We start from the raw sequence: 22,106 nt of genomic DNA on the forward strand, positions 1-22,106 counted from the left end.
CTCTCTAGTGATGAGGTAAACTGTCAACCAGTTTAGCCTTTGCTAGTTTAACTTTAGCGTCTAACCTTGAACTGAAAAACACACCTGATAATGCAGCAACCATACCCGCCATTGTCGGAATTGTTGCCATTGATATACCAGACGCCATCAGACGCGGATTACCTGTACCTTGTTGTGCCATAACTTCAAACACACCGATCATGCCGGTTACGGTTCCAAGTAGTCCAATCAGTGGACACATTGCCACTAAGGTTCTAATTGTGAGCATACGCTGCTCTAGTAGTTCTGTCGCTTCGGAGATCCAAGTATCTCTAATTCGATGTGCATACCAAGAAGTTGTATCTTCTCTTGCATCCCAACGTCCGACGATATCGTCTTTCATTTTGGGATAAACTTTAGATAGAAACCAATAACGCTCTATCATCATTATCCACATCAATAAGAGTGCGAAGGCAACAACGTATAGTACGTTACCGCCAGTCGCAATAAAACTCCTGACAGATTCCCAAAGCTCTATCAGGAATAACATTATTTAGACTCCTTCTCTGCGATCGCAGCGATTAAGCCAGCACTTTGCTCATCTAGTTTCTGTAGTACAGATTTACTCTTACCAGCAACAATACTGTGGATTAAGATTAGTGGTAATGCACAAATCAAACCTAATGCTGTTGTTACAAGTGCTAGAGAGATGTTACCCGCCATAATTTTCGGGTCACCAGTACCAAATAATGTAATCGTTTGGAAGGTCATGATCATACCGATAACCGTACCTAATAGACCCATAAGAGGAGCTATAGCTGCAAACATTTTGATTAAGTTAATACCACGGTCAACTTTCGGTGTTTCACGTAGAATAGCTTCGTCAAGTTTCAACTCTAGTGTTTCAGCGTCAACAGACTTGTTGTCGAAGTAAACTTTCAATAAACGACCAAGTGGGTTGTTTTCATTTGGTTGATCAAGATTCTTAGTTTGAGCATTAATTTTAGCGCTCATGCTACCAAGAACAATCATACGTTCTAAAGCAATAAGAAGACCAATAATAAGAAGTACTGTGATGGCATAACCAACTTCTTTACCTTCGTGGTAGAACTCCATCAATGTTTTCTTACGTGTTTCTAACGTTAAGATAGCACCACGAGAAGGATCCACATAAAGAGGCGCATAGCCAGAAGTCTCACCAAAGAAAGAAGCGGCAGCACCAGCGATGTAACCAGCAGGTTGCTTAGCTAATGGTTGTACTTGACCTACTTCATCATTGTAGTTTAAGTAACCATCTTCAGATACTAAGTTAAATGTACCGATACGAGTAACTGTTTGAGTTGACTTTGAACCGTCTAAGTTAGTTACTTCTGTAGTAAACTTAGATACTTCACCTGATTGCGTCATTTCAGTTTGTAATGCAAACCATAACTCTTCAAGTTGCTCAAGTTCAGGGATAGCTTTAGAGTTAGCAATAACATCTAAAACTTCACCACGACCTGGGTATTCAGCTGAAACAATTGACGTAGCAATTGAACCGTAAGCGTTAGCAGCAGCTGCGCGACTTACACCGAACATTTCACCTAACGTACCTTTAGCATTATCTAACTCAACAGCTTTTTGTGCTAATGTGATTTCATTAGCTGCATACTCTTTAGTTAAACGTTTGTTACGTGCTTGTTGGTTTGCTAATTCTTTTTTCGCTTTGTTCAATAAGGCTTGCTTATCAGAACGAGCAGAAGTGAACTCAGCTTCACGTTTACTATCAATTTTAGCTTCTGAAATACGGTCAGCTTTAACTTTTTTTAACAAGTCATCTAATTGATTAGCTGATGCTGAAGTTGCTACTGCCATTGAAGCAGCAAGTAAGACAAAATTAATTACTTTTTTCATTATTTTGCTCCTGCTGCAAATACTGGAAGTTTAGCTAGATCAAGCGGTAATTGTTTACGTGCCATACGAACGGCATCTGTAACAGGTTTTAAATATTCATCACCGAGAGCTTCCCAAGAGCGCTTCTCATTGTTCCAAACCCAAGCATTTTTCATGTCAAGAGATTGTGCAACAAATGAAATACGACCCATATGAACAAAATCAGCAGTGATCATACGATCACCTAAGTCAAGCTCACCTTGATACACACCGAAAATAGTGCCGTAACTAGCTTCAATTTCATATGCTTCAAGTACTAAGCGAAATTGCTCAGATACAGAAACATCTGAATCACCCATTACATCACGTAAACCAGCGATACGCTCTTTACGTGCATCAATGTTCATAGGAACATCAAGGTCAACAAACTCCTCTAACGTATCAATCATTTTATACATCAGTGGCACTACGCCTTGCTTAGTTTTATCGATACCAGCAATTTGATCTTCTAATGATTTAATATTAGCTTTTTGATCATCAACCATAAGTTGAACATGATCGTTGTAGCCGCTAAGAACGTCAGCTTCATCAACAGTATTACGATACTCAGCTAAAAGCTCTTGAGTTTGCTCGTAAATGTTATTGATTTTGCTTTGTGATTTGCTCGAATTTTTAAAAATTTGAGCTTCCGCTTTTTGTAGTTCTGTCAATGCATCTGCAGAAGCGAAGTTGCTTGCTGAAAATGCTAATGCGCCAATTATCGTCGATGCGATAAGGCTTTTCTTGCTTAATTTGGACATATTTCCCAACCAATTGCTATTGAATTTTGATAACAAGCTTATTGTTAACGCAAATTTAATAATCTGCCATTTTAAGTTTTAATTTCTCTAGAATAAAACCATGCAATATTCCCAGACCACAGCCAAGCTGTCAACTAAGACCATTAAAAAGACGCGTTATTTCGCTCAGAAGAGAGAAATAAACTTTTACAACGAGAATTACAGATAATATTTGCATAAATAATTAAAAAACATTATCGCTAATCTTCGTAAGTACAAACATTCCTCTTAATAGTAACAATATATGCTAACTATGTTTTACTAACTCTTTCGTAGTAAGTCAATTTTTTTTATAAAAATATAGCTTAAACGAAGGGTTAACCATACACTTTGTTGTATTTTTATACAAAGTCATTTTATGTTAACTCAAGTATAAATTCACAGTAAAATTTAATTTTTATTCAATTTCTGTTTGTTTATTGCTATTTCTTGCCAAATAGAACCTAAAAAATGCTTAATGTTATTTTGGAATATTATGAATAACTTTGTACCTAACGCCTCTTAATATTGTTCTAATAATTACTTTTGTAACTATAACTATACAAATTCGTCATATGTCATCAAATAAGAAAATTGAATATATATGCGTAGTGCACTGCGACGATAGAGATTATCGCTAGCGTTATTGCTTTACGTTAAAGTAAAAAAACTAGCTGCTGTATTCATCATTTAGATAAGAAAGCACAATGTAAAAATCTCAGACTAAATACACCGAACTCACAAGAGAGCTATCGCATAAAACAGTTAACCAAAATGGCTATGGATTGCTTTATTTTAAGCTTGTTTAGTTTTTATCTATGTATGCTAAAAGTAACCTATATGGTTTATTTTTATGCCTATTCTGTAAGTATCACTCGGGCAACAACATATTGATTACAGAGCCTTTAAAATCGACTTTTTCAATGTTCTTAAAAGATTTTATATTGGATAAAATTGCTTAATATTACAGCGTTTAACTTTGCATGATTAAGACTTTGTTTGATCTGCAAAAATTAATTTTATATTAGCTTATCATGCTAACGGCATAACAAAGCAAATGTGTAATTTGCCCCATAGGCTCAATTTAAATTATTTTACTAGTCTATTTAAGCATTAGCTTCAGTTCAGTTCAGTTCAGTTAATAGCTATATCTGGTTAAGCCTGATAATAACACCAGTTTTCCTCCCATAGTTAATGAGATTTAAGTACTTTCTGTTGAAACCAGCAATACAGAGAGCCTACTCTTTACTTATTTTATCGCACACATGATAGGACAAGTTCATACAATGAATAAAAATTGAATATGGCAACTGAACAGTGCCAGGGCTTACCAATGAGTTAACTTTATATGCTTACATCCAAAACCCAACACAATCTACCTTGCGATATATCAAAAGGCTGACAATTGACAGTATGGCCTTGCATGTTAATCAATTTAATAATTTCTTCAGAACGTTCCTCACTCCATGCTGCTTCCAGTTGATCAGCTAAGCGAAGTTTAAAGTAGTAAAAACTTTGCTGAATTTGCTTAATCTTTGCTTCATTAGTTTCTTGCCAGTTCATCATAAAAGGCACTAAATCTTTAGCTAACAAGTTAAACCAATCAAGCTCTACCTCATTCGCACAGTTTTGTTGTAGTGATTTGAATAGCGTTAATAAACTGTTATTTTTCTGTTTGAATTCAGCTTTTTGTTGCTGGTCAAAATTACTTTTATCGGTGATTGATTGACATAACCGCGCAAAGTCTAGTAATTGCTCAAATAAGCCATCAGCTGCCATAATACGTTCAATCACGGTAAGACCATAACGACAATCTGTACTAATAAAAGAGTCTTTATGATGCACTAATGCAACAAAACGCCCTTTAGCTTGCAGCACTCTAAATATCTGCTCTAGTGCTTCTGTTGTTTGTGCATACTCAAAACCAAACTGGCTCATCACTAAGTTAAATTGTTTATCTTCAAACTTTAACTCCTCTGAAGGCATTTCAGCAATGAATTTGATTTTGTTAAGTGTCGGATAAATGGGATCTTCAGCATTGTATAAGGCGACAGGATTAATCTTAGCTGCATCTGATGCAAGGACAGTAAAGCTCGGGTTTGATTGTTGCGCCAACACCGCTAAACCACCATTTCCGGTAGCAAGGTCTAGTACAGTACTGTTTGACGGCAAAGTTGAAAATAATCGGTTCCAAAAGTCAGCTATATCACCAGTATAACCTTGGCTTTGTTCTCCTTCTGCAAAGCTATTAAGTGATTTGGTTTTTGACCAATAACTGTTCCAATGTTGCATTTAATAAATCTCGGCATAAAAAAAAGGCGGGGTTTAAAACCCGCCTTCTATTAAAAGTTACTTAATCTTAGAAAGATTGAGCTACACGAACATAAGCGATACGGCCATATGCGTCGTATAAGTCGAAGTTGTAGTTACGACCACCAAAACCACTTAACTGAGGCTCTTTCTCAAATATGTTTTGCGCACCGATAGATACTTTAGTACCTGTGTCGAATGTGTAAGTTGCTTGCATATCGTGAGTGATCCAAGTAGCAATGTTACCTGAACGTTCAACACTACCATCAGCAATTTGCGTTACATCTTCATACTGAGAACCAATCATGTTCATGTTCCATGTTAGGTCTAAGTTTTCCCATGAGTAGCTGTTAGTTAAAGTAGCACGTTGTTGAGGTTCGCCAGTGTCTTTAATTGTGTTACGACCACCATCAATTTTGCTATCGAACTGATGACTAAATTGTAGTGATTGTCTTAATGTACCTGCATCACCAAAATCAAAAGTCGTGTTAACGTTTAAGTCAAGACCACTAATTTCCCATTTACCTTCGTTAGCGTAACCTTGAGTAATTAAATCAATACCACCGTTAGCTTTACGTGTAACACCTAAACCAGCTGGGATTGGGTCACCTGTTTGCTCACGTGTCAAGATAGTGCTTGCACCGAAGAAGCGGATCATGTCAGAAATTTCAATTTCGTAGTAATCAGCTGAAAAGTTTAACCAATCTGTAGGTTGGTAAGCCATACCTAAAGAGATCTGTTGAGAAGACTCAGAACCCATTTCTGCGTTAGCTAGAGTAATTGCTGATACTTGTACATCACAACCAGCAGTTAAACCTAAATCAATACATGATGGATCATCAGAAACACTTGGGTTACCTGGAGCAGGCTTAGCTGTCAAGATATCTAGTGTTGGAGCACGGAAACCTTCACCGTAAGATGCACGTAAGATCAAACCTTCCATTACATCATACTTAACAGAAACTTTAGGAGAGAAGTCACTACCGTAATCAGAGTAGTTATCGTAACGACCTGCCACTGTGAATTCTAAACCGTCCATTACTGGGAATAACGCTTCAAAGAAAGCACTCTTCAAGTTACGACCGCCGCCTGCACTGTTACCTGCAGAACCACCAACTTGACCAGCTTCTGATAAAGAATCGTACGTATCTGTGTATTCTTCTTTACGGTATTCAGCACCAACAACAGCTTGTAAAGTACCGCCGTCCATTTCTAATACGTCAAACGCAGCAGAACCGAATACTTCTTGTTGTTCGAAAGTACCGATACGAGCTGTAGTTACGTTTAAACCACTTAATACTTTAGCATAGTCACTACGCTCAGCATCTGTAGTAAAACGAGTTCCAAACGGGTCGTTTACCATGTAAGCACCGCTATCGATAGCAGTACGAGCATTAGTACCCATTAAGTAACCACGACCGATTTCATAAGTTTTAGTTTTGTTTTTACGAACACCAAAATCTACACTTACTTCACCGATTTCGCCTTCAACACCAATCATGAAATCAGTTGACCAGTTATCAACTTCACTATCACGGTTACCTAAAGCAGCGAAACGGTGACGGAATTGGATTTCTTGTGCGCCTTGACCACCAGCAGATGGTTCATAAAACGGGCTATCTGGGTTAGTAGGGTTGTTCGGGCTATCAGCAGACATAAATGCGCCAGCACCAGCATCATTTAGTGTAGGAGCATAACGACCAAAAGATTTAGTTTTTGAAATCAATGTATGAGAGAAGATTCTCCAATCATCATTGATGTCATAATCAGCTTTTAAGAATGCCGATGTGTTAGCTGTTGAAGCTTCGTTAGCATTCGTTGCGTTAAAGTTATACGCACAAAAGTCATTGCCTGTAGCGAAGAAGTTTTCTAAAGCATCACATTCAGCATCAGAAATAATTGAGTTGTAACCACCTGGAAGACCTTCAACCTCACCATCGTCATTGATGAATGTACCATCATAACCAGTAGGCTTAGCCCAGTTTACACCAAAGCTTGAACCACCTGGTTGTACCCAGCTATAAGCATTTTCAAAAATAATGTCACGGCTGTTCCAAGAAACACCACCAATTACACTAGAATTGTCAGTAGAAGAACCAAATACCGCAGAACCTTCTTCACGGTCGCCGCCGTCAGAAGGTAAGCTAACGTTACCAGCGCCTAAACGAAGCTCAACACCATTGAAATCTTTACGTGTAATAATGTTAACTACGCCGGCAATTGCATCAGAACCGTAAACAGCAGAAGCACCATCAGATAAGATTTCGATACGCTCAACAGCAGCCATTGGGATCGAGTTCAAATCTTGTGAGTTACCTGTAGAAGGTGATTTAGGTAAACGACGACCATCAACCAAAATCAAAGAACGCTCTGAACCTAAACCACGTAAGTTAACTTGTGAGATACCTTGAGCAGAACTACCTGATTGCGGACGGAAAGAACCAGCAGCGTTAAAAGAAGTGTTACGTAACAAATCAGAAACTGAAGTTTGACCAGAAAAATCGATTGCAGCACGGTCAATTACTGTTACAGGAATTGCGCCTTCTAAATCAGTACGTTTAATACGTGAACCAGTTACTTCGATTCGCTCTACTGATTCTGCACCATCTTCAGCTGAAAATGCTTGTGTAGAAATTGTTGCTGCTGCACCTGCGCCAAACATCATCGCGATGCGCACTGCTTTAGCTACTTTGCTATTGCTATACATATATACTCCCTGGATCACTTTCGTGATACTAGTGTTTAAATTCAAGGCTATATTGCCTTGTTGTAAATTCATTTTGGTCATAGACCTGAACTGTCGGCTAAGATATTAAACTTAATCTTGTTAATTGGTCAACACAAACAGTTACGTTTTAATTACATTATTCATAGTTAATGCTTAAACGCAACATAAAAACAGTACAATAACAGTTAAAAACAATAAGATAAGAAAACAGCAGAGACTGTAGAAAGTCTGACAAAAAAAGTTACAAACAGGCGTTAAAGCCCAATCAAAAAAACCAAAAACAAACAACTAAAACAAGAACTTAAATAAAAAACCTCAATATAGAGTTGGTGCCTTTTTTATAGTGAGAACTAAACCATAATGCACAAACCATCATAGCGTACAAAAAAAACACGAGAATAATTAACAATAAAAACATATACTTAAAATAAACAATTTGGCGTAAACAAAATGAAACAGTTTTCATTATTTTTGAATAGTTATTTTGTAACCCAGACCACAAGCGACTACTATTTGTACAGTTCCGAGCAGTTAATTTCTATAAATAAACAAATAATTAATGATTATTTAACAAAATGGATGTAACTAAGCTATCAAATTGGCACCTATTTCTTGTACCGAATAATAAAAGATATAGCTTTGTGACAACGCTAACTTTGACCTATTTATAAGTAAAAAATCTGTGTTATTCGTTTTATCAGCCCTTGTTAATTCATCAAAAGTCTTAATCTAGACATAAGGCATTAAGACTTAAAATAAGCCATTATTAAGACATTTTTTATCAAAAAAGCATTTTGAACCTTTAAAACCCTAGCTAAGAGGTGCTCACTAAAGTGTCCTAGATTTTGAATATTATTTATGCTTTATGTAATTAGTATTTCAACAAGCCAAAATTTATGAACTCTTATTACCTGAGCTCAGATTATTAAGTTATTTGATACTGCAAAAAAAACTATCCACTTTTGAATTTATTATATCTAACTGTCAAAATATAAATAGATTTGTCATTTTAAAACAATACATTAGGCATCTATCTATAATATTTGTATTACCAAAGTTTATAACTTTTAGGCTTACCTTTAACGAATTGATAAAAATCAATAAGGTATATCAATAAATGTCGATAAAATTCGCTATTCTCTATGATACAATTGCCATCTAATTTTAAAGGCAAAATTCTATGGTTATTGATCCCGTATTAGACCTCAGCTTATGGATAACATTATGCAGTGTCGGATTTATCGCTGGTCTAATTGACGCCATTGCCGGGGGCGGTGGCATGCTAACAGTTCCAACGCTATTAACCTCAGGTTTACCGCCTCATGTTGCTTTAGGGACGAATAAACTTGCAGCATCTTTTGGCTCATTAACCGCATCCTTTACTTTCTATAGAAAAAAACTTTTTGACCCAAAATACTGGAAGCTTGCTATTATAGCTACCGCTGTCGGCGCTATATCAGGCACAGTTATTGTAAACTTCCTCTCGGTTGAATTTTTAGATAAGTATATCCCTGTACTGGTAGTTTTAACCGCAATGTACACGTTATTTTCTCGTTCAAAAATTAATAAAGCACATGGGTTACCATTTAAAACAACAGCGATTAAGTTCAAACAAATAACGCAAGGCTTAATTCTTGGTTTTTACGATGGTATTGCGGGACCTGGCACAGGTGCTTTTTGGGTAAGCTCTTCTAATATGCTGTATAAAATAGACATTTTATTAAGTTCTGGTTTAGCTCGTTCAACTAATTTTGTTAGTAACTTCTTCAGCCTTTTAACTTTTATCTATCTAGGTCACGTTAATTTTGTTTTAGGTATTTCTATGGGAATATTTATTATGTTAGGTTCCTGGGTCGGTGCACATTGGGCAATAAAGTTTGGCGGAAAATTTATTCGCCCGGTGTTTATTACTGTGGTCATTATTATGTCACTCAACTTAGGTTATCAAGCTTGGCTAAGCTAACAGAGATTATTTATGCATAGCGCAATTAATAAAATTCAAGCTATTATTGAACAGCTTAATCAACAAGCAATAAAAGTTGATCAACAGAATAAGCACTCTAAATCCCACAAAATCATTCAAGAAAATGATATTTTCTCTGAAGCATTATTTCTCACCCACAGTGACTTATTTCAGCCTTATGTTGCAGAGGTTAAAAATAAAACGAGTGAATTATCACGTTTATTGTCTGCAAATAAGAATACATTAGCCCATAGTCGACTGCTGTTAATCGAGCAACAAATATCAGCCTTACGAAACGCCTTAAATGCAAATAACGAGTTACATAAAGAGCCAACACAACGACTAGAAGCAATAAAAGCCAGACGCTACAAAAAAGCCGCGCAAGCTGTAATGCAATCAAGCCACAATTTGCATAAGCAGCTTAATGAAACCTTTGAGTTTGAACGACGATTGCTCGAGATGATCCAAATTCGAGAGCTTGAAAGACAACATGCTAGCAACAAAAAAAGTCAGCAATTATCAAATGAGGTTCTGGTACTGCATCAGCGACTTGGTCGCTGTCGTCAAGCCATTTCTAAGCTTGAACGTGAAATTACCCAATCTGAAAAGTTCTAATAGCTCCACTTCCCAGCAGAACATTATTTATAAAAAGCCTTAACAAGCAAAAAATGTTGGTGTTTTCATTGCACTAGCATTACGCTTAACGACATAGCTATTATATAAGGATTGCATAAATGAAAATTTCTGATGATATACATAACTACTATGAGAAATTAGTTTCTCAGCATTTTGCTGCATTAAAGTTAGAAGATAAATATGATACTGAGTTTATCGCTGATTTAGTTTGTGTGGTATTAAATCAGTTGCCTACACGCTACATACGTCATGAAGTTGACATGGCTTTTTACTTGCCCGCATCAGAACGTTTTGAAATGGAGAACAATGTTAAGGTCGCTGTAGCAAAAGCGCTAGAATTCATGAAAGAACATAGTTAAAAGCTCAGTTTAACTATGTTAATTGTGAGGCTATACCTTTCAATATGAATGGGCAACTTCAAGCTTGTATTTTTAATATAAGCTTGAAAATAAACTGTTCTAAAAGTAAACAATCGAGTTATAGTTACTTATAACTTTTTGAGACTCAATAACTCAATTAACTTGGTGTAGCCATTTGAATATTCCAGAACTTCCCAATTATCATGCCTTAGCGGTGTTATTAATCACCGTGCTAGCGCTATACTTATTTCGTCGAGAAGACACTCCCTTAGAAACCTCTTCTTTAGCTGTTATCGCCGTTCTTTGCTTAATGTTTGCTTTATTCCCATTCTATATTGATGGTGAACATTTTGAACCAAGCTCACTATTTTTTGGCTTTGGCCATGAAGCTTTAGTTACGGTTTGCTCTTTAATGATTATTGGTCACGGTATTGTCCGTACAGGAGCGCTAGAGCCAATAGGCAGATATTTAGCTAAATTGTGGAAAATTAGCCCAACTCTTTCTTTGTTAATCACCTTACTCTTGGCTGGGGCGTTAAGTGCATTTATCAATAACACCCCTGTCGTTGTATTATTATTGCCTATTTTGATCAGCGTATCATTACGCACTAAAACAGATTCGTCTCCAATGTTATTACCAATGGGACTCGCGACGTTAGTCGGCGGAATGGCAACAACAATTGGCACCTCGACAAACTTATTGGTTGTAAGTATTGCAAAAAATATGGGAGCAGCAGAGTTTGGTTTGTTTGACTTTGCTCAGCCAGCACTTATTGCAGCGGTTGTTGCGGTACTCTACTTATGGCTTATTGCACCAAAACTATTACCTAGCAGAACATCTTCAATGCCTGATACTTCACCACGTTTATTCAGTGCATACCTCAATATTAATGAAGAGAGTACAATTAATGATAAAACGATCACTGAAGTCATTGCTTTAACCGATGGTCAATTAAAAATTGAAGGCATCCAACGAGGGCCTGACTATCGCAGTATCATGCCGTTACCTGATACGGTACTTGTCGTGGGCGATAGATTAAAGGTCCATGATTACCCAGATAAACTAAAAGAGTATGAAAGCGTATTAGGCGCCACATTGTTTTCTGGTTTGCACAAAGTAAGCGACGAACACCCGTTGAAAGCTGAAAAGCAAACGCTCGCCGAGATTGTTATTATTGCTGGCTCTGGTATTGAAGGCAGAACATTACAACAGGCAAACTTCATCAATAAACATGCTATCTCTGTTGTGGCATTGCACCGAGCAGGCAAGGCAATGGAAATAGGTCGAAGTGGTATAGGGCAAACTCGTTTACAGATCGGCGATGTATTACTTGTACAAGGTGAGTCTGAGCAAATAGATTTACTAAAATTAAAACCAGGACTATTGATTATTGATGGCGCCGAAGCCCTTCCACAAACTAAAAAAGCCCCACTAGCTTTGGGCACGTTGCTTGCGGTAGTTGTAACATCCGCACTTGGTATTGTCCCCATTGAAATAAGTTCAGTTTGTGGGGTATTGGTTTTGTTACTGACTAAGTGTTTAGATTGGCAGGAAGCGTCTTCAGCATTAAGTACACAAGTAATTTTAATTGTTGCGGCATCTTTAGCCTTGGGCTCTGCAATGATGATGACCGGTGGTGCCGAATATATCGCACAGGTATTTGTTGCTTTATCCTATGGCTTGCCACCTGGAGGCGTGTTATCTGCTTTAATGTTGTTACTTGCTGTCTTAACTAACATTGTATCTAACAACGCCGCGGCGGTGATTGGTACACCTATAGCAATTTCAGTTGCAAGTCAGCTGAACCTTTCACCTGAGCCATTCATTTTAGCGGTATTGTTTGGCGCTAATTTAAGTTATGCCACGCCAATGGCATATAAAACTAATTTGCTGGTAATGAATGCTGGCGGCTATAAGTTCTCTGATTTTATGCGTATTGGGATCCCACTTATTTTGTTAATGTGGGTAACACTATCTTTATTGTTAATTTGGCTGTATTTATAAAAAATAAAAATTTTCATTACCTATATAATAAAGCTGTTTAACTACAGATATTTAGCTCAGTTGCCTTAACTTATACGTCAATCTGGGAAAATTATAAAATACCGACTTAAAACTCTAATGCTCAGTAAACCTATGCCTTTCATTTCGTATAGAATACGTTTAGAAAATGATAATGGACTTTGCTATTGGCAATAGCCAACCAGTGGCTGTAATCAACTAATACCATTTACATTAATAATGTGACCAATTTTGTAGTGAGGATAAATGGATAAAATCAAGGCATTTATTTCTCTATATAGTTGTTCTATATATAAAATAAATAACGCAGCTTTTATTCATTTAGACCGTGAAAAATGTTCAGCTTATTAGTGTAATTGGTATAATACAGTATTTTGTCAACTTGTCTCATGCCTGTAGCGTTATAGCGTCAATAATACGCTGTATCACTACTTTAATTAACAACAAAGTCTGTGTTGGTAACGATGATTATAAGCATGATACGGCAGAAAAGTACTAGCTTAAGAAAACATTAAAAAAGCCAAATAAAAATAGTGATGTGTTCGTTGAAGTTACTAAAGAGGCAGTTAGAATAACGAATATATTGGGTGGCAACCCTAATAGCCACACTCCGGCACATGAGTCGTCTGCTGCGGTTGCTTCCTTCCGGACCTGGCCGAGTTCACAGAGTATCATTGCGAAGGGACCAAAAGGGTCACCATAGAAGCGCTTAAGAATCTCTTTAGCGCGGCGCGAATTATCGCTAATCAATAGCCCAGTTGCAAGCGCTAGTTGTTAAAATTAGACTGCTTGGGGATTTTTTGCACAAACATTAGAAAACACTTGCTTAAATTCGATCAATTCTTGGTTGATCTCCCTTGTTATCTTGACCCCAAGATGAAATCTTACTTCTTTTTTAGCAAAATCAAAACTAACCGGCACAACAGGTACTTGAGCTTGCTTGGCGATATGCAAAAAGCCCGTTTTCCATTCAACTGTTTTACTGCGTGTACCTTCTGGCGCTAAACCTAAAATAAATTTATCACTTTGATTAAAGGTTTCCACTATTTGCCCAACAACGCCATGACTATGGCTACGATCAACAGCAATACCACCGATTGATTCTAATAATGACTTTACCGGCCAACGAAAAATACTCGCCTTGCCAAAAAATGATACCTTGAGGTTTAATGAAAACATCGCAGCAATACCAATAAAAAAATCCCAATTTGAAGTATGTGGAGCAACGGCGAGTATAAATTTATCTTGCTGTGGAAGCTCGCCACAAATTTTCCAACCTCTGAGCAGTAGAACTTTTCTTGCTACTCGCCCCAATACGCCATAATTACGTCTTGGAACATTAACCGGCACAACGGGCATTTTTAGTGTTTTTTTCAAAATTAACGGGCTCTAGCTAGCTTTTCATTAATTTCTAACAGTACAGATTTGATGACAAGTAAATTCTCTTTTCCTAATCTAAGTAAAAGTTTCTCTGCATCATCTAAAGACTCTAAAGATTCATCTTTATATTTATACATAACGCTAGGTCGCTCCAATTCAGGTTGAGCTTTAGGGATCTCCATATCCAAAACCTTTGTAATTGCCCCATGTAAAACTTCCGTGAAGTCATCATCTGGATAGCCTAGCTCGCTATATGCCTGATCAATCAATGGCTTTAACTCAATGTACCATTGAATTAGCATCTCACTGTCCATAGAGCGTAATAAGTCAACATAAAGGGTGAAACGACGTGTGCTACTCTCATCCCATTGCCATTTAGCGCCATTATCACTTTCAGCCTCTATCGCAGTAAATTTAACATTAGGCGTTACTAATGGCGTGTGCTCATAAGCTAAGGTGCCTTGGCTAAAGTTATCTGTAAAAACCACAAAACGACGAATAATATCATCAGTTACCATTAATTTAAGCAACTCTTTTCGCCAAGTTAAGTCTGGTAATTTAGTTGTAAACCAGCTATCACTTTCATCTAAAGTGGGTAATATGACCTCTGGCTCTGGCTCTGGCTCAACAACATCTTCAATAACTGGCTCTTCAGGAACTTCTGGCTCAGTAACTTCCGGCTCAGTGACCTCTGGTACAATTTCCGGCACCGGCTCAGTTAGCGTGGTTGAAATTGCCGGAACATCTACTTTGTCATCCTCAGCAATAACATAATAATAGACGACTAAAGCTAAAATAGCGGCAATTATTATCGCAATAATCGCCCAAGGTGTTTGTTTTTGTTCAGCATTTTGAGTTGACATAATAACCTTTATTTCTTTGTAATTAATGACCTAATAAATGATAATTATTGAACACATTTATCTTTATATAAATCTTACATTAATGTTGTGCATCGGCTTGATTTTCAGGTAATGCAGCAATAAATGCGGGGTGTTGATTACAGTTATCAGCCACGCGGCGGATATTTGGAAATTCACTCATATCAAGATTAAATCGATAGGCGTTATAGACTTGTGGCACTAAACAAATATCAGCCATGGTCATATTATCACCAAAACAATATTTGCCTGAATTAACTTTTAGTTGCTGCTCTACAGCTTCAAATCCTATTTTCATCCAATGATGGCTCCAAGCCAACTTATCACTATCTTGTGCTGATAAATGTTTAGCTAGGTATTGTTGTACTCGCAAATTATTCACTGGGTGGATTTCGCAGGCAATATCCAGCGCTAATGCTTTTATTTTTGCTTTAGCGACAACATCCTCAGGGTATAGAGGCGATGATGGATATTTATCATCGAGGTACTCAATGATAGCAAGCGATTGATGTAATACCACGTCATCATCAACAAAGGTTGGTACTAAGTGTGTTGGGTTCAATTGCGTATAACTATCATCGTGCTGCTCACCGCCATTTTTAACCAAATGTACTGCAATAGAGTCAAACTCTAAACTCTTTAAGTGCAGCACAATTCTAACTCTATAGGCAGCAGATGAACGCCAATAACCATATAATTTCATTTTTAATACTCAAATCATGTTACTGAGAGGCTAATATCAGCATATTAGCCTGCTCTAGGTTAAATTTTAACGGTTTTCTTATTAATATCGTAATCACGTAATTTGTTGGCAATCGCCGTGTGGCTAAGACCTAACTTTTTGGCTAATTGTCGGGTACTTGGGTAGGCCGGATACAATTTTCGTAATAAGTCAGCTTCAAAGTTTTTCACTGCAGCGTCTAAGGTACCTTCAAAATCTTGCTCTAAATAACCATGCTCTCGCGTATATGCCGGTAATTGTAGATGCGAAGTCATAATGATATTACCTTCAATTAACGATACCGCTCTTATCAAGACATTTTCAAGTTGCCTAACATTACCCGGCCAAGGGTAGTGTTCAATAAACTCAAGACATTCTTTATCAAAAGAAATATGTGTTTTACCAATACGTTGACCAAATTTAGCAACAAAAAGTTCCGCTAATGGAACAATATCTGCTCGTCGCTCACGTAATGATGGAATATTGAGACCTAAGACATTTAGTCGATAGTACAAGTCTTCCCGAAACTCGCCAAGTGAAACCATGCTGAGTAAATCACGGTTGGTTGACCCAATAATACGAACATTAACTTTTATTTCTTTTTCGTCATCAATACGCCTAAAAGTACCATCTTGAATAACACGCAACACTTTTGTCTGCAGTTTGGCTGACATTTCACCTACTTCATCAAAAAATATAGTGCCACCGTCAGCTGATTCAAAAATGCCGCGCTTGCTGTTTACTTCGCCAGCCTTACCTGAGCCAAAAAGCTCTGTTTCTGCAGCATCATCAGGCAATGCCGCACAACTTAGTGTCATAAAAGGCTTATCAGCACGATCACTAGCAGCATGACAAGCTCGAGCTAATAGCTCTTTACCGGTACCCGTTTCACCAACAATCAACATAGATGAATCCAGCAAAGCCATACGTTTGGCTTCACGTATTAATTTACGCATTGCGCCACTGTTGGCTTGAATACCAGCGAAATTATTTTCGCTTGCCTTCTTAAACGCACTAATTTGTTGCCCCAATCTAGCTTCAGATTTCAGAATTAATACTGCACCAGCAAGTACTTGTGCTTCATCACCGTCAGCAACATGGATAGGAATAATATCAGCAACAAAATCATCTTCTTGAAATTTAATGCGACGAGTTTGAGCCAATACTTCTTCACCATCGAGCCAACGCGTAAAATTAAAGCCTTTTAGCCATTGCCCAACATGCTCGCCAATAATATGCTCCAACGAAGCACACATAATTTGCGCTGCTGCATTATTAACCATGCGTATTTGGCCTTTGCTATCAACGGAAATGAAGGGATCAGGAAAGGTTTTAACTAAGGTTTCAAATTCATTTCGCTCACGCTCAGACGGCATGTAAGGCGTAGTTTTAACATCTAAAACACCGTCAATTAAACGTAACTGCGGCATAAAATCTTGTAACTCAGAAAACGCTAAGTCGGGTATATTAATAAAGATTTTCCCGGGTTGTTTTAATTCAATACCGCGCAGATCAATGCCACGGTCAACAAATATTGCTAACACACTTTGTGCAATACCAACTCGGTCATGACACCCAATTTCTAAACGCATTTATTAACCTCAAGCAAACAACAAAATCCAGTAAGGCTATTGTAAACTATTTTTTACAACAAAAAAAAGCCCCCTGTAACAGGGGGCTAGTCATTATTGTTGTAAGCAAACGTTACAGAAGTTGATCTGTTTTTGCTGCACAAATAAAGTCATTTTTATGTAGCCCTTTAATAGCATGGGTCCACCAAGTAACTTTAACTTTTCCCCACTCCAGTAAAATAGCAGGATGGTGAAACTCTTCTTCTGCTAATTCTGAAACTTTATTTGCAAAAGCCCAAGCTAATTTATAATTTTTAAATTTATATACACGCTCTAGCATCATCACGCCATTATTTACTGCCGGTACCCAGTCCGGTATTTGCGCTAAAAGACTTGCTAACTCGTCGTCACTCACTTTAGGTGCGTCAACTTGGCATGCTTCACATTGTTGATTGGATAATTCACCGCTCATAAAAAATTCCTTTAACTCGCTTTTGAGGTTGTTTTTAATTCAAATTTAGCTGGATGTAAGCCCATTACTTTTGCTTGCTCTACTAATGCCATAATATCTTCTACTTCTAATTTTCGTATATCATCAAGATCACTAACCTTAGTAAGCATAAAATATATTGGCTGCATAATATCAATACGATATTGAGTTCGTAAAACGTCTAGAACATCGAGTGGCTTTCTTTCGACATTTTTATCATTGAGCGCATATTCAGTTTCGCTTGGTGAAGACAATATACCACCGCCATATACACGTAAGCCTTTGGGCGTATTTAATAAACCAAACTCAACAGTAAACCAGTATAAGCGGGCTAAAAACACGCGATCTTCTTTCGATGCATTTAAGCCCATCATGCCATAGGCTTGGGTGTAGTTAGCGAAAGATTCATTAGTCAATAATGGACAGTGACCATATATTTCATGAAATATATCTGGCTCCTGCAGATAATCAAACTCTTCTTGCGAACGGATAAATGTCGCAACGGGGAACTTCCGCTCTGATAACAAACGGAAAAACTCACCAAAACCAATAAGTGCTGGTACAGGCTCACAGCTCCAACCGGTTGTCGCTCGTAATACGGTACTAACTTCTTCTAATTGTGGAATACGGTCTTGCGGAAGATTTAACTTACTCAAACCTTCAATGAATTCATCACACGCTGTGTCATGTACTGTTGACAATTGTCGAGTTATTAACGCTTGCCAAATTTTATTTTCTGCTGCTGACCAAACGATATTGCCCTGTTCATCTGCAACTTTTGAAACATACTTAGTCGCCTTCGCCATTGTGTTAACCTTACTTAGTGAATATCAAATTTTTTATTCATGTTATTTTGATATTTAGAACAACTGTTGTGTTCCAATAGTAAGGCAACAACACTAGAAAAAGCACTACTTTCAAAGTGGCTATTTTTCAACCAGAACAAAAGAGTGTAAAATTTGTGTTACATCTAACTGTAAAATTTAAAACTTAATCTTTATTTTCAAAGGCATACTATGCTTTCTTTACGAGTTGTTGTACTTGATGAACTATTTTTTGACGTATATGGCCAAGTTTAGGCGCATCATCAGCAAAAGGGATGGGTCGACACAAGTGCATAGCCTTTAATCCTAATCTAGCCGTTAACATGCCAGCCCCAAGCCCTTGTGCCATGCGTGCAGATAATTTACCTAATAGCTCAGCACCAAGCAGATCAGCACCTAAATCTGCAACTAATTCACTCGCGCCAGCGTAGGCCATATTGACAATAACTTGCTTAATTAACTTTATCCGACTCCAATAACTCAGCTTTAAGCCATATAAAGCGGCTATTTTATTCACTAAACGTAAATTTCGCCACAGCATCAGCAACATATCAAGAATAGCAATCGGGCTTAGCGCAACTAAAACAACTGACTCAGAGGAGAACTTGGCAATTTCTTTGAGTGCTTTTTGATCTACCTGCGACAAAACCTTACGTGAATATAATTGCATGATTTCAACGTCATTGTATTCTTCAAGTTTTAAGTTATGCCAAGCTCCTTGGTCAACTTCGGCTAAATCGCTAGGTAAACGTTGAGAGATTTTTTCACAAAGACTCACGGCATCTATATCACCCGCTTCATTGAAAATATTTTGTGCATGTTGTTTAAGGTGCTGTTGAGATTTAAATTGTCTCAACCCTGACCATTCACGCCAAATACTACGCCCACAAACAACTGATAAGCCCGCTAATAAAATAGCATATAAACTCGCAATGATTGGCGACTGACTAAAGCCAGCCATAAAAAATTGTGTTGTTTCAACAGCCACTAAAGTAATAAAAACTACACCGAGTGTACGCCAAAGCCAACTTGGTTTTCTAGCTTCTGGCACTAAATCATCATCGACTTTCTCTATTTTTTCATCGCTTGCCCAGTCTTGCTCATTAACAATTATTTGTGGTGTGTTTTCTTTTATTTTCTCATCGGTAGTATCAACATCATCAAACAATATTTGTTGTTGGTACTTTTCTTTATGCTCAATCATTTTAATTTATCTCCCAACAAAAACTGTAACATTTGATCCATTCTAAGGTGTGGTAAGCACTCTTCTTTATTAGCTGAGCTTATTGGTGAAAAAGCGATATAGTTAAATGCCTGTTTTTGCCAATAATCAAGCGCTGGAATACTCGCAGGAACAGTACCTGGAAATAAAGTAATCATTTGATCGTTCGTTAATTGCCGACCTTTAATCACGGGAATGCTACGTCCTTGGTACTGGCTTTTACCCACTTGCGTTGCCTTCACGGAAGCGATAGCAATGGTTTTCATCTTGATTGCATCGAAGCTTAATTGCTGCTTGGTTTGAAAAACCAGCTTATTTAACAGTGAAACCAAGTTACTATGTTGTTCAGGTGTAACATGGTCTGCCTTAGTTGCCGCAAACAGTAGTCGATCAATTTTTGGTGAAAACAACCGTGAAAATATACTCGATTGTCCATATTGAAAACTTTCCATGATCATCGCCATGGCGTTTTGTAAGTCAGCAAAACTTTCTGGGCCATTGTTTAGTGGTGTTAAACAGTCAGCGAGAACTATTTGTCGATCGAAATTAATAAAGTGCTCTTTATAGAAACGACGAACAACGCGTTCTTTGTATTCAATAAAACGTGCTCGTAGCATACCAATGTAGCAATCATCTTTAGCATTTTGATAATCATTACTGTCAATATCATCAAAACCACTATAAGGAAAAAACTGCAAAATTGGCGCGTCTTCTAACTCCCCCGGCAAAATAAAACGCCCAGGTTGAATAACAGATAAGCCCAGTTGATGGCGGAAAAGTAATAGCAGTTCTGTATACTCTTGCGATAATTGTGCTAATACGCTTTCGTCGACACTGGCAAAAGGATCAAAGTCGGCTAATTTGTCAAGAAATTCTTGTGCATGGGCATTTCTGGGGGCTTGATTAAGTAACGCCGTAGTTTGTTTTGACCATTCTTCAAAGGTCAATGACAACATAGGTAAATCAAGCAACCACTCGCCAGGGTAATCTGTAATATCAATATATAACGTAGCTGAACCCGTCGCATACTTTAGTAAAGAATCTTTTGGCTGATAACGAACGGCTAAACGTAACTCACTAATACCATTGGTGGGTTTTGGCCATTGTGGTGGTGACTGACACAAAGCTGAAAACGCGCCATCATATTCAAATCGTGGAATATGAAGATGCTTTTGTGGTACTCGTTTTGCCGCAATATAACGGCCTTCATGAACTACATTAAAAAAGCTCAATTGTGAATTATTACCTTCATTTAATAATTGGTTCACCAGAGAAGTTATGAAAGCAGTTTTACCACTACGACTTAAACCAGTGACAGCAAGTGTTACGTGTTGGTCGATAGAGCGATTAACAATATCACTGGCTTTTTGTTTTAATTTTTTTAGTTTTGCTTGATTAATAAATGACATAGTTGGATGCTATTTTGAATTCTACATGCGTTGAAGGTGAACATTGATTGTTACGTGCAGTACAACAAGAAAAAGTCGACTTAACAATACGCTTATTAGCTTTGATACTAGCGTTTTTTAAGTTTTGATAACAGTAATTTATCTGACTTATTAATAAAATTTTGCCAATAAAAAAGCGGCTTGGCCGCTTTTATTTATAACTTATTTATTTCTCGTGAAACCGTGAATTCGGGCGATGTTACATAACGTTCAATAACTTGTAATTCTAGCTCTAAGGTTTTGAATTTACGTCTAATATCATGAAAAGCTTGCTTGGGCGGCTCTCCTGCTTGCCAAACCCTTGACTTCACTTTAATCGATTCATTCGTAATATCTTCATCAAAGCCCTGTTGCTTCGCGGTACGTTGCTGCGCTGTTTGTGCATGGCCATTATTATTCGCTTTTGCTCCATTACGGTTAACATTCGCAGTATTGCCAGACTTTTTATCTAATATAAACCATGCAGCAATATAGATAACAATAAACCACCCCATGCCTAACAATACACCTGAAACTACCAATATACGCACCAGCCAAGTTTCCCAGCCAAAGTAATCTGCAATACCTGCGCACACTCCGGCTATTTTTCCTTGGCTCGTATTTCGATATAACTCACCTCGGCCTTTACTGGTCATAATTTATTTCTCCACTCCGGCGTTTCAGCATCTAAAATAGCTTCTAAAGTTTTGATCCTGTCAGCCATTTTATCAGCGAGCTCTGACAGTTCTGACAACTGAATATACTCTTCTTCACTAAAGCCCTGACTAATTTGTCGTTTACTACGATAGTGTAAAATCAACCAAATAGGCGCCACTACTATCATGAATATAATAACTGGAGCGATAATAATCTCTTCCACAATACTTCCCCTTACTTGCACC

General features: G+C 37.5%; 19 protein-coding genes and 1 other RNA gene. 4 read left to right on the plus strand and 16 right to left on the minus strand.

Going from position 1 to position 22,106, the window contains the following annotated elements; all coding sequences use genetic code 11:
• Window positions 1-4: 4 nt before the first annotated feature.
• The 5 genes from B0169_RS07480 to B0169_RS07500 form a co-directional block, all read right to left on the minus strand.
• Window positions 5-529: a MotA/TolQ/ExbB proton channel family protein gene (locus B0169_RS07480; RefSeq protein WP_077285344.1), complete on the minus strand. Its 525-nt coding sequence runs from the start codon at window positions 527-529 to the stop codon at window positions 5-7.
• Window positions 529-1,872: a MotA/TolQ/ExbB proton channel family protein gene (locus B0169_RS07485; RefSeq protein WP_077285345.1), complete on the minus strand. Its 1,344-nt coding sequence runs from the start codon at window positions 1,870-1,872 to the stop codon at window positions 529-531. Before B0169_RS07485 ends, B0169_RS07480 begins: the two co-directional genes overlap by 1 nt.
• On the minus strand, window positions 1,872-2,651 hold the full coding sequence (locus B0169_RS07490) for a DUF3450 domain-containing protein (protein WP_077285346.1): 780 nt from the start codon (window positions 2,649-2,651) through the stop codon (window positions 1,872-1,874). Before B0169_RS07490 ends, B0169_RS07485 begins: the two co-directional genes overlap by 1 nt.
• A 1,362-nt stretch (window positions 2,652-4,013) precedes the next feature.
• Window positions 4,014-4,961: a class I SAM-dependent methyltransferase gene (locus tag B0169_RS07495; RefSeq protein ID WP_077285347.1), complete on the minus strand. Its 948-nt coding sequence runs from the start codon at window positions 4,959-4,961 to the stop codon at window positions 4,014-4,016.
• Between the two features lie 67 nt (window positions 4,962-5,028).
• Window positions 5,029-7,686 (minus strand): TonB-dependent receptor, encoded by a 2,658-nt coding sequence (locus B0169_RS07500; protein WP_077285348.1) that lies wholly within the window; start codon window positions 7,684-7,686, stop codon window positions 5,029-5,031.
• A gap of 1,201 nt (window positions 7,687-8,887) precedes the next feature.
• Here B0169_RS07500 and B0169_RS07505 point away from each other — a divergent pair.
• From B0169_RS07505 to B0169_RS07520, 4 genes are all read left to right on the plus strand, one after another.
• Window positions 8,888-9,670: a TSUP family transporter gene (locus tag B0169_RS07505; protein WP_077285349.1), complete on the plus strand. Its 783-nt coding sequence runs from the start codon at window positions 8,888-8,890 to the stop codon at window positions 9,668-9,670.
• A 12-nt stretch (window positions 9,671-9,682) separates the two neighbouring features.
• Window positions 9,683-10,285 (plus strand): primosomal replication protein PriC, encoded by a 603-nt coding sequence (gene priC / locus B0169_RS07510; RefSeq protein ID WP_077285350.1) that lies wholly within the window; start codon window positions 9,683-9,685, stop codon window positions 10,283-10,285.
• A gap of 119 nt (window positions 10,286-10,404) precedes the next feature.
• Window positions 10,405-10,665 (plus strand): late competence development ComFB family protein, encoded by a 261-nt coding sequence (locus tag B0169_RS07515; protein WP_077285351.1) that lies wholly within the window; start codon window positions 10,405-10,407, stop codon window positions 10,663-10,665.
• A gap of 175 nt (window positions 10,666-10,840) precedes the next feature.
• Window positions 10,841-12,670: an SLC13 family permease gene (locus B0169_RS07520; RefSeq protein WP_077285352.1), complete on the plus strand. Its 1,830-nt coding sequence runs from the start codon at window positions 10,841-10,843 to the stop codon at window positions 12,668-12,670.
• 612 nt (window positions 12,671-13,282) lie between these two features.
• On the opposite strand, the gene ffs is transcribed toward B0169_RS07520, so the two are convergent.
• The 11 genes from ffs to pspB form a co-directional block, all read right to left on the minus strand.
• Window positions 13,283-13,379, minus strand: an RNA gene (gene ffs / locus B0169_RS07525) — signal recognition particle sRNA small type.
• An 89-nt stretch (window positions 13,380-13,468) separates the two neighbouring features.
• Complete coding sequence (locus B0169_RS07530; protein WP_077285353.1) at window positions 13,469-14,065, minus strand: 1-acyl-sn-glycerol-3-phosphate acyltransferase; 597 nt, start codon at window positions 14,063-14,065, stop codon at window positions 13,469-13,471.
• A gap of 2 nt (window positions 14,066-14,067) precedes the next feature.
• The gene (locus B0169_RS07535; protein WP_077285354.1) at window positions 14,068-14,931 is read right to left on the minus strand and encodes a DUF3014 domain-containing protein; all 864 of its coding nucleotides are present in this window, start codon (window positions 14,929-14,931) and stop codon (window positions 14,068-14,070) included.
• A gap of 79 nt (window positions 14,932-15,010) precedes the next feature.
• A complete protein-coding gene (maiA, locus tag B0169_RS07540) occupies window positions 15,011-15,652 on the minus strand; it encodes a maleylacetoacetate isomerase (RefSeq protein ID WP_077285355.1) in 642 nt (213 codons plus the stop codon).
• Between the two features lie 59 nt (window positions 15,653-15,711).
• A complete protein-coding gene (gene tyrR, locus B0169_RS07545; protein WP_077285356.1) occupies window positions 15,712-17,262 on the minus strand; it encodes a transcriptional regulator TyrR in 1,551 nt (516 codons plus the stop codon).
• A 112-nt stretch (window positions 17,263-17,374) separates the two neighbouring features.
• Complete coding sequence (locus B0169_RS07550; RefSeq protein ID WP_077285357.1) at window positions 17,375-17,713, minus strand: 4a-hydroxytetrahydrobiopterin dehydratase; 339 nt, start codon at window positions 17,711-17,713, stop codon at window positions 17,375-17,377.
• Between the two features lie 11 nt (window positions 17,714-17,724).
• The gene (phhA, locus tag B0169_RS07555; RefSeq protein ID WP_077285358.1) at window positions 17,725-18,537 is read right to left on the minus strand and encodes a phenylalanine 4-monooxygenase; all 813 of its coding nucleotides are present in this window, start codon (window positions 18,535-18,537) and stop codon (window positions 17,725-17,727) included.
• Between the two features lie 208 nt (window positions 18,538-18,745).
• Complete coding sequence (locus B0169_RS07560; RefSeq protein ID WP_077285359.1) at window positions 18,746-19,759, minus strand: YcjF family protein; 1,014 nt, start codon at window positions 19,757-19,759, stop codon at window positions 18,746-18,748.
• The gene (locus B0169_RS07565; protein ID WP_077285360.1) at window positions 19,756-21,186 is read right to left on the minus strand and encodes a YcjX family GTP-binding protein; all 1,431 of its coding nucleotides are present in this window, start codon (window positions 21,184-21,186) and stop codon (window positions 19,756-19,758) included. The genes B0169_RS07560 and B0169_RS07565 overlap by 4 nt, the downstream gene beginning before the upstream one ends.
• 194 nt (window positions 21,187-21,380) lie before the next feature.
• Window positions 21,381-21,860, minus strand: a complete 480-nt coding sequence (pspC, locus tag B0169_RS07570) for an envelope stress response membrane protein PspC (RefSeq protein WP_077285361.1) — start codon at window positions 21,858-21,860, stop codon at window positions 21,381-21,383.
• Window positions 21,857-22,084: an envelope stress response membrane protein PspB gene (pspB, locus tag B0169_RS07575; RefSeq protein ID WP_077285362.1), complete on the minus strand. Its 228-nt coding sequence runs from the start codon at window positions 22,082-22,084 to the stop codon at window positions 21,857-21,859. The genes pspC and pspB overlap by 4 nt, the downstream gene beginning before the upstream one ends.
• Window positions 22,085-22,106 lie beyond the last annotated feature (22 nt).

Source organism: Cognaticolwellia aestuarii (assembly GCF_002000025.1).
In the GTDB taxonomy this organism is placed as follows: Bacteria; Pseudomonadota; Gammaproteobacteria; order Enterobacterales; family Alteromonadaceae; genus Cognaticolwellia; species Cognaticolwellia aestuarii.

Bases quoted from the DNA above. Each gene is read 5' to 3' on its own strand.
- B0169_RS07480 (WP_077285344.1), bottom strand. From the start codon at position 529: ATGTTATTCCTGATAGAGCTTTGGGAATCTGTCAGGAGTTTTATTGCG.
- B0169_RS07485 (WP_077285345.1), bottom strand. From the start codon at position 1,872: ATGAAAAAAGTAATTAATTTTGTCTTACTTGCTGCTTCAATGGCAGTA.
- B0169_RS07490 (WP_077285346.1), bottom strand. From the start codon at position 2,651: ATGTCCAAATTAAGCAAGAAAAGCCTTATCGCATCGACGATAATTGGC.
- B0169_RS07495 (WP_077285347.1), bottom strand. From the start codon at position 4,961: ATGCAACATTGGAACAGTTATTGGTCAAAAACCAAATCACTTAATAGC.
- B0169_RS07500 (WP_077285348.1), bottom strand. From the start codon at position 7,686: ATGTATAGCAATAGCAAAGTAGCTAAAGCAGTGCGCATCGCGATGATG.
- B0169_RS07505 (WP_077285349.1), top strand. From the start codon at position 8,888: ATGGTTATTGATCCCGTATTAGACCTCAGCTTATGGATAACATTATGC.
- priC (WP_077285350.1), top strand. From the start codon at position 9,683: ATGCATAGCGCAATTAATAAAATTCAAGCTATTATTGAACAGCTTAAT.
- B0169_RS07515 (WP_077285351.1), top strand. From the start codon at position 10,405: ATGAAAATTTCTGATGATATACATAACTACTATGAGAAATTAGTTTCT.
- B0169_RS07535 (WP_077285354.1), bottom strand. From the start codon at position 14,931: ATGTCAACTCAAAATGCTGAACAAAAACAAACACCTTGGGCGATTATT.
- maiA (WP_077285355.1), bottom strand. From the start codon at position 15,652: ATGAAATTATATGGTTATTGGCGTTCATCTGCTGCCTATAGAGTTAGA.
- tyrR (WP_077285356.1), bottom strand. From the start codon at position 17,262: ATGCGTTTAGAAATTGGGTGTCATGACCGAGTTGGTATTGCACAAAGT.
- B0169_RS07550 (WP_077285357.1), bottom strand. From the start codon at position 17,713: ATGAGCGGTGAATTATCCAATCAACAATGTGAAGCATGCCAAGTTGAC.
- phhA (WP_077285358.1), bottom strand. From the start codon at position 18,537: ATGGCGAAGGCGACTAAGTATGTTTCAAAAGTTGCAGATGAACAGGGC.
- B0169_RS07560 (WP_077285359.1), bottom strand. From the start codon at position 19,759: ATGATTGAGCATAAAGAAAAGTACCAACAACAAATATTGTTTGATGAT.
- B0169_RS07565 (WP_077285360.1), bottom strand. From the start codon at position 21,186: ATGTCATTTATTAATCAAGCAAAACTAAAAAAATTAAAACAAAAAGCC.
- pspC (WP_077285361.1), bottom strand. From the start codon at position 21,860: ATGACCAGTAAAGGCCGAGGTGAGTTATATCGAAATACGAGCCAAGGA.